Source organism: Salinactinospora qingdaonensis, from assembly GCF_039539445.1.
GTDB lineage: Bacteria > Actinomycetota > Actinomycetes > Streptosporangiales > Streptosporangiaceae > Salinactinospora > Salinactinospora qingdaonensis.
Genome location: NZ_BAABDD010000036.1, coordinates 26,078 through 40,313, shown reverse-complemented (window position 1 = coordinate 40,313; position 14,236 = coordinate 26,078). Strand labels below are relative to the sequence as shown.

Here is a 14,236-nt window from a genome sequence, read left to right as displayed (position 1 = left end):
CCGGATACCTCCCTCAGGCGGAAACCGCACCTGAGCCTGGACGACCAAGCGATGAGAAGAAACTGGTGGTGGAGGGTGGTCAACATTCATCCGTCGCCCAGTGGTCCACTTTCGGGCGACGTTGACAACACGGGAAGCACGAGCCCTTCGAGCCCTCGCCCCAGCGGTGCCATCCAACACGTCCCGCAAGCCCCCCGCGTCCCGCGCGTGCGGCGGTTCTCGGGCGGGGAGGGACACACCGGCCCGCGTCTCACTAGGCGAGACGGTGGATGTGGGGGTTACGTCCAGCGTTGGGGGTAGCGCACCACTGAGCGTGCAAACACGTCACAACCGTCCCCATAAAAGCGACAAAGCCCCCATAGCGCTCCGCAGTCGCGGCGTAAACGCCCAACAGGCGAGACACTCGTTCGAGAATCAACATTCTCCCCCGATGGGAAACCGACATGGCCCACCAAAACGGGCACCACCTGGCCGATAGCTGCGCTTGATGTTGCCAAGATCGCCCCCGGGATCGCCCAACGGCGATCCCGAGCCACGAAAACCGCCGAACACCCACCCCTCGCAGCGACCACACCCCACCAGCCACCCCGCCTCCACCCCTAGAAAAACCCACCACCCCCGCCCCTCGCCGCCTTCCGTCGCCGCCCTTCACCCCCGCCAACAGCATCGACTCGGAGCCGCCTCTGCCCACCGCCCGTCCTCGCCGCCGCTCGCTTCACCAGCTCGTCTCCTAGCCTGGAGCTCAAACCATCAGGTATGTGGCGTCTCTCGACCACGGAGACTTGTTGCGGAAGACCTAAACAGATCAGGAGCCACTCAACAGGGACGGCGCGTTCTTTGGCCGCGGGTCGGCATTCACTACGCTGCTCTCGCTGGCTACATTGGTCCTTTTCCTGTTCGAGCGTGCCAAACTGAAGGTTATGCCTCCTTTCGCCGAAGCCCGCGTTGACGTCAGTGCGATCGCTGACAACATCGCTCTGCTCCAGGAGCGGGCCCCCAACTCCCAGCTCATGGGGGTAGTCAAGGCCGACGGTTACGGCCATGGCATAATTGCCGCCGCGCGCGCCAAGCTCGCCGGGGGCGCCACGTGGCTGGGCACGGCGTTTATCGAAGAAGCCCTCCAACTGCGACGGGCCGGTATCACCGCGCCCGTGCTCGCCTGGATTCTCCCGCCCGGAGCTCCGATCGCCGAGGCGATCGCCGCCGACATCGACCTTGGCGTAAGCGCGGCTTGGCTCATCGACCAGATCGCCACGGCCGCCCGGGAGACGGGGCGGCCCGCCCGCGTGCATCTCAAAGCCGACACCGGTCTGAACCGTGGCGGCGTCACGGCCGACGAATGGCATGCCACCCTCGCTGAGGCCGCGCGGTTCGAGGCTGCCGGCTTGCTCCGCGTCGTCGGCCTGTTCTCCCACTTCGCCTGCGCCGACGAGCCGGGGCACCCCTCCATCGCCGCTCAACTCGATGCGTTCCACGAGGCCAGCGCAGCCGCCGACAAGGCCGGGCTGCGCCCCGAGCTGCGTCACATGGCCAATTCGGCAGCGACCCTCACGCTGCCCGAGGCACACTTCGACTTGGTGCGCACCGGTATCGCCGCGTATGGCCTCAACCCCATCCCCAGTCTCGGAGATGTTGGGCTGCGCCCCGCTATGACTCTCACCAGCCGGATCGCGGTGGCCAAGCGTGTCCCGGAAGGTCACGGCGTCTCCTACGGGCACCGCTATGTCACCGACCGCCCCACCACGCTGGCCCTCGTACCGCTGGGCTACGGCGATGGGGTGCCCCGCGCGGCCACCAACCGTGCTCCCGTGGGCATCGCCGGGCGGCGTTTCACGATCTCTGGAACGGTCTGCATGGATCAGTTCGTCGTCGACGTCGGTGAGACTCCCGTGGCGGCCGGTGACCCGGTGACCCTCTTCGGCCCCGGCGACGACAACACCCCCACGACCCAGGACTGGGCTGACGTGCTGGACACGATCTCCTACGAGATCGTCACGCGCGTCGCACCACGGGTGCCCCGGGTCTACATCGGCACTCCCGACCAGGAGACCGGCATCCTCCCCGGGGAAAACGTGGCTCCCGGCCCGTAGCCGTCCCCACGTCCCACCGCGCGTCGCTCGATCCTCGGCCGTCGGTCCGGCCCCCTTCCCGCTGCGCCTATCCTGGGAATGGGCGGCCCCGGTGCGTGGCCAGGAGAGGCTCCGAGGCGGTTGGGTTCACCCGCTCCGCCGCTTCGCGCCGGTCCATCCGCGCCCCGGTGGCGTCGGCCCATTGCTCGCGCCGGCGGGCGCAGGGGAGCGTGCAGTGTCCCACCGATCGCCCCACAGCCGCCACCTAGTCCTGAGACCGCTGCTTATGACCGACACCACTGAGACCACCCCACCTGAAACGACCGCTGTCGCCACGGCCACGCTGGTCGCGGCCACCGACGCCGACACGCGCGATATCGGCCGTCGTATTGGCGCCCGGCTGTGCGCCGGCGATCTGCTGATCCTTTCGGGACCGCTCGGAGCGGGAAAGACCACCCTCACCCAAGGGCTCGCCGAAGGGCTGGGGGTGCGCGGCCCCATCACGTCGCCGACCTTCGTCATCTCCCGCATCCATCCGGCGTTGGAGGGCGGGCCCGACCTGGTGCACGCGGACGCCTATCGGTTGGGCAGCGCCGCCGAAGTCGACGACCTTGACCTTGACGCCACTGTCCCCAGCGCCGTCACCGTCGTGGAATGGGGCGAAGGCGTCGCTGAAGAACTCAACGACGACCGGCTGTGGATCGTGCTCGACCGCCGCCCCGACGACAGCCGCACTATTCGGTTGGTCGGCTTCGGTGACCGCTGGAGCGAACTGCCCATCGACGCCGGACAACCCGAATAACAACACCTCTAAGCTGAGTGATCGTGCTCCTTCTGGCTTTCGACACCGCGACGCCCGCCGTTACCGCCGCCATCTGCGAAGCCGGCGCTGACACCGATGTGCGGGTACTCGCTGAGACCTCCTCCGAGGACGCCCGCCGCCACGGCGAGCTACTGTCCCCCGGCATCGCCGCCGTAGCCGAACGCGCGGGCGTGGCGCTGACCGATCTCACTGACATCGCTGTGGGTATCGGCCCCGGCCCCTACACCGGCCTGCGGGTCGGGCTCGCCACCGCCCACGCCCTCGCGGAGGCCCTGGACCTCTCCTGTCATGGCGTGGCCACGCTTGACGCTCTCGCATTCGCCTCCGGCCGGTCCGGCCCCTTTATCGCCACCAGTGACGCCCGCCGCAAAGAGGTCTTCTGGGCGCGCTACGACGACGCTCTCACCCGTGTCGGCGAGATCGCTGTGGCTCGTCCCGACCACATCGACACTGCTGGCCTCCCCGTCATCGGCCACGGCGCATGGCTGTACCCCGTGGCGTTCGGACAGGAGCCCGATACCGCTGCCCCCCTCTACCCCACGGCCGCGGCCCTGGGCGAGGTCGCTGCGCGCCGGCTGCGCGCCGGCGGGCACCTGCCCGCTCCTCGCCCCATCTACCTGCGCCGCCCCGACGCTCAGGTGCCGGCGGCGCCGAAGAGGGTGCGGCAATGGCAAGCGTGACTGTACCGCCGCGGCTGCGCCCCATGGCCGATGAGGACGTGGCCGCCGTCATGGAGCTAGAGCGCACGCTGTTCCCCGGCGATGCGTGGAGCGAGCGCATGCTGCGCGACGAACTGGCCGCGCCCGATCGCTACTACATCGTCGCCGAGCCCGGAGAGGACGACGACAGCGCTACCAGCGAGGGTGGCCGCATCGTCGGTTACGCCGGGCTGCGGGCCGTGCCACCCGAAGGCGATGTGCAGACCATCGCCGTCGCCCCTGACGCTTGGGGCCGGGGGATCGGCGCCACCCTACTCACCGAGTTGCTCGCTGAGGCGGCTCGGCGCGCCATCGCAGCGGTGTTCCTGGAGGTGCGTTCGGACAATCCGCGAGCCCAGGAGCTGTACCGGCGTTTCGACTTCGTCGAGATCGGGGTGCGCCGTGGCTACTACGCCGACGCTGACGCCGTCGTCATGCGGCGACTCGCCCCACCCGAGGAGATAACGCATGAACAGTGGTGACCTGCCCCTGATCTTGGGGATCGAAAGCTCGTGTGACGAGACCGGCGTGGGGCTGGTGCGCGGCTGCGAACTGCTCAGCGACCACGTAGCCTCCAGCGTCGACGAGCACGCCCGGTTCGGCGGCGTGGTTCCGGAGGTCGCCAGCCGGGCCCACCTGGAAGCGATGACACCAACGCTGCGTCGCGCGCTCGACGACGCCGGCGTCAAGCTCGCCGACGTCGACGCCATCGCGGTGACGGCAGGGCCAGGGCTGGCCGGAGCCCTGTTGGTAGGGATCTCGGCAGCTAAAGCGTACGCGTTGGCGCTGGGCAAGCCGTTGTACGGCGTGAACCATCTCGTGGGCCACGTCGCGGTCGACCAGCTTGAACATGGCCCTCTGCCCAAGCCTGTCGTGGCGCTGCTGGTGTCGGGCGGCCACACGTCGCTGTTGCTGGTGCGCGATGTCGCTACCGACGTCATGATGCTCGGCGACACCGTCGACGACGCCGCCGGTGAAGCCTACGACAAGGTGGCCCGCCTGCTGGACCTGCCCTATCCGGGCGGTCCGCCCATCGACCGGGCCGCGCGCGACGGCGATCCCACCGCGATCCGGTTCCCGCGCGGCAAGTGGGGGGACGGCACCTACGACTTCTCTTTTTCGGGCCTCAAGACCGCGGTAGCCCGGTGGGTGGAAGACAGTGAACGCGACGGCCGAGCGCTGTCCGTGCCCGACATCGCCGCGGCCTTCCAAGAGTCTGTGGTGGACGTCCTCACCCGCAAGGCCGTCGACGCCTGCGGTGAGCACGGGGTGGGCACCCTGGTCATCAGCGGTGGGGTGGCAGCCAACTCGCGGTTGCGCGGCCTGGCTGAACAGCGCTGCGCCGAAGCCGGGGTCGAGCTGCGCGTGCCGCGTCCACGGTTGTGCACCGACAACGGCGCCATGATCGCCGCGTTGGGCGCCGAGGTTGTGGCGGCGGGGCTGCCGCCCGCCACGCTGGATCTGGCCAGCGACACCTCCCTGCCGGTGAGCCAGGTCCTCGCCGGCTGACCGGCGCCTTACGTCAGCGCTGCTGCCACCTGCGGCAGCGCCGGCGATATCGGCATCCACGCCGGCCACCCCGCAGGCGTGTGTGACCGCGCAAGGAGAAGGGGCTGCGCGCCGGCAGAGACCACTGCGGGCGTCGTGGCTCGCTCACCACCTCGCCTGGCCGTTGTGTCACAGCCAGGCGAGCCCGTGGCAGACGAACCGGGGGAGGGCAGCCCACGGCCACCCTCACCCGGTTCATGTCCTGCTCGGAAACGAACAGGCGCAGCGGGGAAGAGCTGCGTCTACTCGTCGTCCTCGTCGTCGACGTCGGCGGCGCGGCGCTTCTTCTTGCCGTCACGCCCCGGCCGCAGCAGCGCCTCCGCCAAGGCGAGCATGGTCTCCTCCAGCGAGGCTAGCCGCTTGGTGACGTCGTCGTGGGAGGTTTCCACGGCCTCGTTGATGGTCTCTTCGAACTCGTGACGGTCAGGGCGCGACCGCACCTCGCTCACCAGCGGTTCGAGAGACTCGACCAGCTTGGCGTCGAGCGAGTCGAACCGTTCCGAGTGGTCGATCACGGGCCGCTCCACCAACTCAGACAGGCGACGGTGCATCTCAGTGACCTCCAGCGAGGCCGGCAGTTGCCCCAGCCGCTGGTTCAGGGCCTCCAACCGGTCGTCGATGGCTTCGAGTCGACCGTCCACGCCCTCGAACTGGCCGTGGACACCGTCGAACTTGCCCTCAACCCCGAGCACACGGCCGTCGACGCCGTCGAGACGGCCGTTGAGCCCGTCGAGGCGGCCGTCCACTCCGTCGATCTTGCCTTCGATCCCTTCAAAACTGCCGTCGAAGTGTCCCTCGAAGGTGTCGAAGCGGTCGCTGAGCCGCCCCAAGCCATGCTCGAACTTGCCGGTGAGCGTGTCGTGCTGGGAGTCGATCTTGCCGGTGACCGTGGAGAGGTGCTGGTCCACCTTGCTGGTCAGCTCCCGCTCCTGGCGCTCCAGGCGGTCGTTGACCGACTCGCGGTGCTCGTCGAGTCGCTCCACCACTGTGGTGTGCTGCTCGTCGGTCTTGGCTGTCAGCGCTTGGACGTTGTCGGCCAGCTCCTGCCGCAGCTCCCCGAAGCGGGCCTCGTTCTTATCCGCCAGCTCGTTGAGGCCACTGTCGGCCCGAGAGACCGCGGCACTGACCTCCGCGATCGAGGCGACGGTTTCGGCGCGCTCCTCCTCGGCGCGGGCGCGGAGGTTCTCGGCGACCTCGGTGAGCCTGGCCGCTAGCCGCTCGTACTGGGAATCGGTGTGCTCGCGCAGTTCCGCGTGTTGGGTCTCGTCGCGTTCCCGGGTCTCGGCCTGCTGCGCGTCGAGCCGCTCGCTGAATTCGGTGCGCTGACGTTCCAGTTGCGAGCGCAGCTCACCGAACCGCTCCTCGGCCGACTCGGCCAGTTTGACCACGGCGCTGTTGGCATCGGCGACGGCGGCCGTGGCCTCGGCGTGGTTCTCGTCGGCCTGCGTGGAGAGCAGGTCAACGCTCTTGTTCAGGGCGTCCCGGTGTTCGTCGGCCTTGGTGGTGAGGGTGGTGACGGCTTCGTCGGTCTTGGTCGAGATCGCGGTGACGCTCTCGTTGACCTTGGTGGTGAGGGCTTCGTGGTGCTCGTTGGCTGTGGTGGTGAGTGTTTCTACGCCTTCGGTCACCGTGGTGCGCAGTGTCTCGTGGTGTTCGTTGAGACGGTTCTCTACGGCGTCCCGGTGTTCGTCGGCCTTGGTGGTGAGGGTGGTGACGGCTTCGTCGGTCTTGGTCGAGATCGCGGTGACGCTCTCGTTGACCTTGGTGGTGAGGGCTTCGTGGTGCTCGTTGGCTGTGGTGGTGAGTGTTTCTACGCCTTCGGTCACCGTGGTGCGCAGTGTCTCGTGGTGTTCGTTGAGACGGTTCTCTACGGCGTCCCGGTGTTCGTCGGCCTTGGTGGTGAGGGTGGTGACGGCTTCGTCGGTCTTGGTCGAGATCGCGGTGATGCCCTCGTTGACCTTGGTGGTGAGGGCTTCGTGGTGCTCGTTGAGACGGCTCTCCAAAGCGTCGTGGCGTTCGGTGAGCGCGCCTGTGACCGCGTCACGGCCTTCGGTGATGGCTGTGGTGAGGCTCTGCTGGTGCTCGCCCGCCAGGTCCCGTGCGGCCTGGGCCTGCTCGTCGACGCGCTCATTGACGCCGGCGATCGCCGACTCCAGTGTCTGGGCCCGTGCCGCCAGCGACTCCAGGGCTTCGTCAATGCGGGCGAAGCGCGAGTCCACGCTACTCGCCAGCGTCTCCATCCGCTCACTGAGGGAGTCGACCTGTCCGGCCGTGTGCAGGGCCGTGTCCGAGAGCGAGTCGAGCTTGCTCTGCGCGGATTGCAGGTTATCGGCGAGCCCACTCACGTCGGAGTGAAGCCTGGGCAGCTCCGAGAGCGGTTTGACCCGTTCTCCGACCTGTTCGATGTGCTCAGCCAGCGTCTCCGCCCATTGCGGAGGTCGTGCGGCCAGTTCGTCGACCCGGGACTGGATCGCGGTCACGGTTTCGCTGAGCGCGGTCAGCTCCCGTTCGCGAAACTCGCGAAGCAGCCATTCCATGCCCTCAAGGCGCTGCCGCATCTCCTCGGTGATCGCGCCCTGCGACTTCTGTTCGGAGACGTGCTCTTGGGCTGCTTGAGAGAGGAGGTCCCGCATACGGTCGGAGATCCCGGTCTGACCTCCCCCATTGAGGAAGTTGTGGTTAGTCGGTTCCACCGAGGTGCTCCTTATTGATGTAGCCCCTCCCATCCGTTTCCACTGGGGATGGGCGGTGTTCTCGCGGTGAGTCTGGCAAGGTGCTCGAACGATGAAAAGGGGATATGTGGCAACACAAGCGTTACATGTGGCGGCAACTCGCCTACTGGCTGTAGGTGTGCAGGTTACGGCTGAACGGCCGCGACTCGGTCCAAATGCCGAGCGGCTCGTACGAGTCACCAAGTGAACCCACGAGAAGGAGGAAAAGGGTCCAGCGGGCTCAGTCTAGCGACATCGACCCGGTATACCGCAGTGCTATGGCGAATAAGCTGGTATTTCCCGATTGGTCGATATGCGGCGTATCACGGTTTTCCTAGCCTGCGGCGTGTGGGGCTTCCTGCGCCTGAGCTGTCCCTTTCTGGAGCTCTACGTCTGTGACCTCGGAACACAGCAGCGCTATGGGGCGAGTGCCGATACGAGTCAGGACGACAACGAGAGAGTTGGGGCCGCTCAGCTTGAGGTCGCGGCGTAGTTTTTCCACGTCTACGGCCGAGCCGCGTTTCTTAATCGTTACGCTGCCGACCCTTCTTTCCCGCAGCGCCGAACGCAGTCGTTTTCCGGAAAACGGCATGACCTCCTGGATCTCGTAGACACGGCACAGCGCAGTGTCAATCAAGCGGTCGCCGGTGATGTAGGCGATGGCCGGATCGAGGAGCGCCCCCTCGACAGCCGCCGCCGCCTCGGCCACCAAGTGTGCGCGCACGATGGCCCCGTCGGGTTCGTAGAGGTAACGCCCGGGGGACGCCACCGGTGGGGGGTCCAGATCGGGGGCGGCGCTCACCGTCACCGGGTCGCCGCCGCGTTCGCTGAGCAGAGTCGCTCGGGGGCCGGCCCCATCGCTGCCGGCAGCACCGAACCACAGCGCCGCTTCCTTGACCTCGCCGTCCACCGAGATCCACTCCGCGCCGGCGTCGGCGGGGACGCGCTCGTGGTCGATCCCCGGGGCCACCTTCACGCAGGCGGCCGGAGCGCCGTGGGCCAGTTCCACCACCTCCTGCCACGGCGGGGAGTAGTCGTCGGGGTCGAAGACCCGGCCGCGCCCGCTGCGGCGCGCCGGGTCGCAGAACACGGCCGCCCACTCGCCGGGGGAGACCCCCACGACGTCGGCCTCGCGAGCGTGGGCCCGATCGCCCAAGTCCAACGCGTCGATGTTGGCTTGGGCCACGGCCGCGGTCAACGGGTCGGCGTCCAGCCCTGTGACCGTCAACCCCGCCTCGGCCATGGCGATGAGATCGGCCCCCACCCCGCAGCACAAGTCCGCTACGTGCGGCGACTCTGGCACAGCCCCCACGTCGAGCGTGGCGGCCAGCCGTGCGGCCCGGTAACGGGCCACGCTGGCACGGGTGGCCTGTTCCACCCCCGTTGTGGTGAAGTACATCGATTCGGCGCGTTCCCCGAACTTCGCGCGCGCCCGCCCACGCAGCCGCGCCTGGGTCATGGCCGCGTTGACCAGGTCGGCGGCGCCGACCCCGCTGAACTCCTCGGTCTCGTTTGCGTCCGAGGTGGCCAGTTCGCGCCGCAGTCGGGTCGCCACGGCGAGCGGGTCGGTGTCGATCTCGGCGCGGTCCAGCCCGCGGAGAAGCCGCTGGCCGGCCGGTGTGAGGAGGGCGTGAAAAGCCGCGATCCGCTCGTTCGACACCTTCTTCTTCCCCCGTGACCTGTTGTTTGACGCGCCTCATGGGCCCGGCTATGTTTCATATTGGCACTCGCGAAGGTAGAGTGCTAATCGCGACGAGGCCGGTCTGGCACCCGCGACGACAGGCCGCCCGTGGTCGCCCCTTTTACCAGCATGTCGTTTCGGATCTTTGAATTTGAAGGGGGAGGTCACACCGTGTCGACCGCCACCGCAAGCAAGACCGTGCTGAAGCCGCTTGAGGACCGTATCGTCGTCAAGCAGCTTGAGGCTGAGCAGACCACCGCTTCCGGCCTGGTCATCCCGGACACCGCCAAGGAGAAGCCGCAGGAGGGACAGGTTCTCGCCGTGGGTCCGGGGCGTCTCGACGACAAGGGCAACCGCGTCACCGTGGATGTCAACGTCGGCGACGTCGTCCTGTACAGCAAGTACGGCGGCACCGAGGTCAAGTACGACAACGAGGAATACCTCGTCCTCTCCGCTCGCGACGTGCTCGCGGTCGTCGAGAAGTAGTCCACAGGACACGTCTGAACACCTGCCGTCCCGGCCGGCCCACTGCCGGGCCGGGACGGCCTTTTCTTTTCGACGCACGTAACGGACTGAGGGATTTCCACCTATGCCGAAGATTCTGGAATTCGAGGACACCGCGCGGCGCTCCCTGGAGCGCGGCGTCGACCGCCTAGCCGACGCGGTCAAGGTCACGCTGGGCCCTCGGGGCCGCAACGTGGTCATCGACAAGAAGTTCGGCGCCCCGACCATCACCAACGACGGCGTCACCGTCGCGCGTGAGATCGAGCTGGAGGAGTCTTACGAGAACCTGGGCGCCCAGCTCGTCAAGGAGGTCGCCACCAAGACCAACGACGCTGCCGGTGACGGTACCACCACCGCCACTGTGCTGGCCCAGGCACTCGTTCGCGAAGGGCTGCGCAGCGTGGCCGCCGGCGCCTCGCCGATGTCGCTCAAGCGCGGCATCGACGCCGCTGCCAAGCGCGTCTCCGAGCTGCTCGTCGAGGGCGCCCGCGAGGTCGGCGAGCGTTCCGACATCGCCTACGTGGCCACCAACTCCGCCCAGGACCAGCAGATCGGTGACCTCATCGCCGAGGCCTTCGACAAGGTCGGCAAGGACGGCGTCATCACCGTCGAGGAGTCGCAGACCTTCGGCATGGACCTGGCCTTCACCGAGGGCATGCAGTTCGACAAGGGCTACACCTCGCCCTACTTCGTCACCGACAACGAGCGTCAGGAAGCGGTGCTGGAGGACGCTCTCGTCCTGATCCACCAGGGCAAGATCTCCAACCTCCAGTCGCTGCTGCCGCTGCTGGAGAAGGTTCTCCAGACCAAGAAGCCGCTGCTCATCATCGCTGAGGACGTCGAGGGCGACGCGCTGGGCGCGCTGGTGCTCAACAAGATCCGTGGCACGCTCAACGCCGCGGCTGTCAAGGCGCCCGGCTTCGGTGACCGGCGTAAGGCCATGCTCCAAGACATCGCCACCCTCACCGGTGGTCAGGTCATCGCCGAGGAGGTCGGCCTCACGCTGGAGAACGCCGAGCTCGACACGCTGGGTCAGGCCCGTCGCATCACGATCACCAAGGACGACACCACGATCGTCGACGGCGCCGGCGACCAGTCCGAGGTCGACGACCGCGTCCGCCAGATCCGCAAGGAGATCGAGGCCAGCGACTCTGACTGGGACCGCGAGAAGCTCCAGGAGCGGCTGGCCAAGCTGGCCGGCGGTGTCTGCGTGCTGAGCGTGGGCGCGGCCACCGAGGTGGAGCTCAAGGAGAAGAAGCACCGCCTGGAGGACGCCATTTCGGCCACTCGCGCGGCCATCGAGGAGGGCATCATCTCCGGCGGTGGCGCGCCGCTGATCCACGCCGCCGGCCAGCTCGGTGACCTCGGTCTGTCGGGCGACGAGGCCACCGGTGCCGCGATCCTGCGTCGCGCTCTGTCGGAGCCGGCCCGCTGGATCGCCACCAACGCCGGCGCCGAGGGCTACGTCGTCGTCACCAAGGTCGCTGAGACGGGCAACGGTGTGGGCTACAACGCCAGCACCGGCGAGTACACCAACCTGATGGAGCAGGGCATCATCGACCCCGTCAAGGTCACCCGCTCCGCGGTGGAAAACGCCGCGTCCATCGCCGGCATGCTGCTGACGACCGAGGCACTGGTCGTCGACAAGCCGGAGGAGGAAGAAGAAGACAGCAGCGGTCACGGTCACGGCCACTAGTCGAATGTGTCCCGCACCACGGCGGGAGTGAGCCTTACCACGTGTGTCCCGGGAACTGCCCGGGACACACGCATATGTAGGGAGCAAATCGCCCTAATGTAACCATTCTGTTGCCTCTGATCGTGACGTGTAAGTCTGCGAGTGCGGGCATCATTCGATATGTGACGGATCTACGCGTCGCGGGGGGACTCGCACAGCGGCCTGCCTCCCAGCCGAGAGCGGAAGACACGGAGCTGAACCACCTGACCTCACGAGCCGTTCAAGGCGACCGCGGTGCGGTCGACTCGCTCCTTCGAGAGGTCCGTCCCATGGTGGTCCGCTACTGTCGAGCGCGCCTGGGCCGGGTTTCGGGGCACGCTCACACTTCCGACGACGTCGCCCAAGAGGTGTGTATCGCCCTGCTGTCGGCGTTACCGCGCTATCAGGACATGGGCCGCCCGTTCGTGGCCTTCGTGTTCGGCATCGCCGCGCACAAAGTGGCCGACGCCCTCCGGGGCGCCAGACCTGCGGACGTCCCCATCGACTCCGTGCCCGATTGTCCCGACGAAGGGCCCGGACCCGAGGAGGCGGCGGTGCGCACCGTTGAGGCAGAGCGGGCTCGGGCGCTCCTTCGCGAACTGCCCGAACAGCAACGCAAGCTGCTGGTGATGCGTGTCGTCGCCGGCCTGTCGGCCGACGAGACCGGGCACGTGCTGGGGATGTCAGCCGGTGCGGTGCGAGTGGCTCAGCACCGTGCCCTAGCCCGGCTTCGGGAGATGGCCGTGGCCAGTCGCCTCTTCTAACGGTTCGTCTCGCACCGACGGCGCTCGTGCGTGACGTTGGACACGCCTACAGTCGTCGGAAGGCGTATCAGGGCATTCCACGAACTCATGGCGCACAAGGTTCTAGGATGAACACACGGCAGCCATGTGCTTGGAAGGTGTCATGACGAATCTATCGGGGGCGAGCGACAAACTGCTGCCGCCCGGCCTGACATACGACGATGTCCTGCTGGTTCCGGCCTATTCCGATCTCAAGCCGGGGGAGGCCGATACGGGGACCCGTCTGTCTCGCAATATCGACCTGCGTATCCCGCTGCTTTCGGCCGCGATGGACACGGTCACTGAGGCACGCATGGCTGTGGCCATGGCCCGGCAGGGGGGCGCCGGGGTGCTTCACCGCAATCTTTCCGCCGAGGACCAAGCCGCCCAAGTCGATCTGGTCAAGCGCTCTGAGGCCGGCATGGTCACCGACCCGGTCACCTGCCGCCCCGACGACACCCTCGCCGACGTCGAGCGGCTCAGCGCTCACTACCACATCTCCGGCGCTCCGGTCACCGACGACGAGGGCCATCTCCTCGGCATCGTCACCAACCGCGACATGCGCTTTGAAGATGATCGCGGCCGGCCCGTGCGCGAGGCGATGACCCCCATGCCGCTGATCACCGCTCCGGTGGGGGTAACGCGCGATGAGGCGTTCAAGCTGCTGCGCGCCAACAAGGTCGAGAAGCTTCCCTTGGTCGACGACCGCGGCAGGCTGCGCGGCCTGATCACCGTCAAAGACTTCACCAAGAGCGAGCAGTACCCCGACGCCACCAAGGACTCCGACGGCCGGCTCATCGTCGGTGGGGCCGTCGGAGTCGGTCTCGAAGCCGAGAAGCGCGCCCAAGGTCTGATCGACGCCGGCGTGGACTTCATCGTCGTTGACACCGCCCACGGTCACTCCATCGGCGTGCTGGAGATGATCGCCAAACTCAAGGCCAACACCCGCGTCGAGGTCATCGGTGGCAACGTCGCGACCCGCGCGGGGGCTCAGGCGCTCATCGACGCCGGAGCCGACGCAGTGAAGGTCGGCGTGGGGCCGGGCTCCATCTGCACCACGCGCGTCGTCGCCGGTGTGGGGGCTCCCCAGGTAACCGCAGTCATGGAAGCGGCCAAGGCGTGCGGTCCCGCCGAGGTCCCGATCATCGCCGATGGTGGTCTTCAGTTCTCCGGCGACATCGCCAAGGCCATCGTCGCCGGTGCCAGTGTCGTCATGGTCGGCAGTCTGCTCGCCGGTGTCGAGGAGAGCCCTGGCGAGTTGATCTTCATCAACGGCAAACAGTTCAAGGCCTACCGCGGGATGGGGTCGCTCGGTGCCATGCGCGGTGGTTCTTTCTCCAAGGACCGCTACTCGCAGGCCGACGTCACCACCGAGGACAAGCTCATCCCCGAGGGCATCGAGGGGCAGGTCCCCTACCGTGGTCCGCTCTCGGCGGTTTCGCACCAGCTCACCGGCGGCCTGCGTCAGTCGATGTGGTACGCGGGCGTGCGCACCGTTGCCGAGTTGCGCGAGCGGGGGCAACTCATGCAGATCACCGCGGCCGGTCTTGCCGAGAGTCACCCCCACGATATCCAAATGACGGTCGAGGCGCCCAACTATGAAGGGCGGCGATGACAGGGGCGGCGGTTGAAACGGGGGCCCTGGCGGTGCTGCGAATGACGGTCGAGGTGTCCAACGGTGAAGGGCGCCGGTAGCGCAAGCCGGC

The 14,236-nt window shown here is 67.6% G+C and carries 11 protein-coding genes; 9 read left to right on the top strand and 2 right to left on the bottom strand.

The features are described 5' to 3' along the window. Positions 1-920: 920 nt before the first annotated feature. The 5 genes from alr (at position 921) to tsaD (ending at position 5,099) form a co-directional block, all read left to right on the top strand. The gene (alr, locus tag ABD848_RS22350) at positions 921-2,090 is read left to right on the top strand and encodes an alanine racemase (protein WP_344976206.1); all 1,170 of its coding nucleotides are present in this window, start codon (positions 921-923) and stop codon (positions 2,088-2,090) included. A gap of 265 nt (positions 2,091-2,355) precedes the next feature. Beyond that, on the top strand, positions 2,356-2,871 hold the full coding sequence (tsaE, locus tag ABD848_RS22345) for a tRNA (adenosine(37)-N6)-threonylcarbamoyltransferase complex ATPase subunit type 1 TsaE (protein WP_344976203.1): 516 nt from the start codon (positions 2,356-2,358) through the stop codon (positions 2,869-2,871). A 23-nt stretch (positions 2,872-2,894) separates the two neighbouring features. Further along, positions 2,895-3,572, top strand: coding sequence for a tRNA (adenosine(37)-N6)-threonylcarbamoyltransferase complex dimerization subunit type 1 TsaB (gene tsaB, locus ABD848_RS22340; RefSeq protein WP_344976200.1), 678 nt, complete (start codon positions 2,895-2,897; stop codon positions 3,570-3,572). Next, a complete protein-coding gene (gene rimI / locus ABD848_RS22335; RefSeq protein ID WP_344976197.1) occupies positions 3,560-4,072 on the top strand; it encodes a ribosomal protein S18-alanine N-acetyltransferase in 513 nt (170 codons plus the stop codon). The genes tsaB and rimI overlap by 13 nt, the downstream gene beginning before the upstream one ends. Then, positions 4,059-5,099, top strand: a complete 1,041-nt coding sequence (gene tsaD, locus ABD848_RS22330) for a tRNA (adenosine(37)-N6)-threonylcarbamoyltransferase complex transferase subunit TsaD (protein WP_344976195.1) — start codon at positions 4,059-4,061, stop codon at positions 5,097-5,099. The genes rimI and tsaD overlap by 14 nt, the downstream gene beginning before the upstream one ends. Before the next feature lie 281 nt (positions 5,100-5,380). Here the strand turns inward: tsaD and ABD848_RS22325 are convergent, their stop codons facing one another. Both ABD848_RS22325 and ABD848_RS22320 read right to left on the bottom strand, forming a co-directional pair. Next, positions 5,381-7,831, bottom strand: coding sequence for an apolipoprotein A-IV repeat region-like domain-containing protein (locus ABD848_RS22325; protein ID WP_344976192.1), 2,451 nt, complete (start codon positions 7,829-7,831; stop codon positions 5,381-5,383). 352 nt (positions 7,832-8,183) lie between these two features. Then, positions 8,184-9,509, bottom strand: a complete 1,326-nt coding sequence (locus ABD848_RS22320; protein ID WP_344976189.1) for a class I SAM-dependent methyltransferase — start codon at positions 9,507-9,509, stop codon at positions 8,184-8,186. A gap of 192 nt (positions 9,510-9,701) precedes the next feature. Here ABD848_RS22320 and groES point away from each other — a divergent pair, with 192 nt between their 5' ends. The 4 genes from groES to guaB all read left to right on the top strand — a co-directional run bounded on the left by groES (position 9,702) and on the right by guaB (position 14,145). Next, positions 9,702-10,016, top strand: coding sequence for a co-chaperone GroES (gene groES / locus ABD848_RS22315; RefSeq protein WP_425567653.1), 315 nt, complete (start codon positions 9,702-9,704; stop codon positions 10,014-10,016). Positions 10,017-10,119: 103 nt separating this feature from the next. Further along, positions 10,120-11,730 (top strand): chaperonin GroEL, encoded by a 1,611-nt coding sequence (groL, locus tag ABD848_RS22310; RefSeq protein ID WP_344976183.1) that lies wholly within the window; start codon positions 10,120-10,122, stop codon positions 11,728-11,730. Positions 11,731-11,891: 161 nt separating this feature from the next. Then, complete coding sequence (locus tag ABD848_RS22305) at positions 11,892-12,512, top strand: sigma-70 family RNA polymerase sigma factor (protein ID WP_344976179.1); 621 nt, start codon at positions 11,892-11,894, stop codon at positions 12,510-12,512. A gap of 142 nt (positions 12,513-12,654) precedes the next feature. Further along, positions 12,655-14,145, top strand: a complete 1,491-nt coding sequence (gene guaB, locus ABD848_RS22300; protein ID WP_344976176.1) for an IMP dehydrogenase — start codon at positions 12,655-12,657, stop codon at positions 14,143-14,145. Positions 14,146-14,236 lie beyond the last annotated feature (91 nt).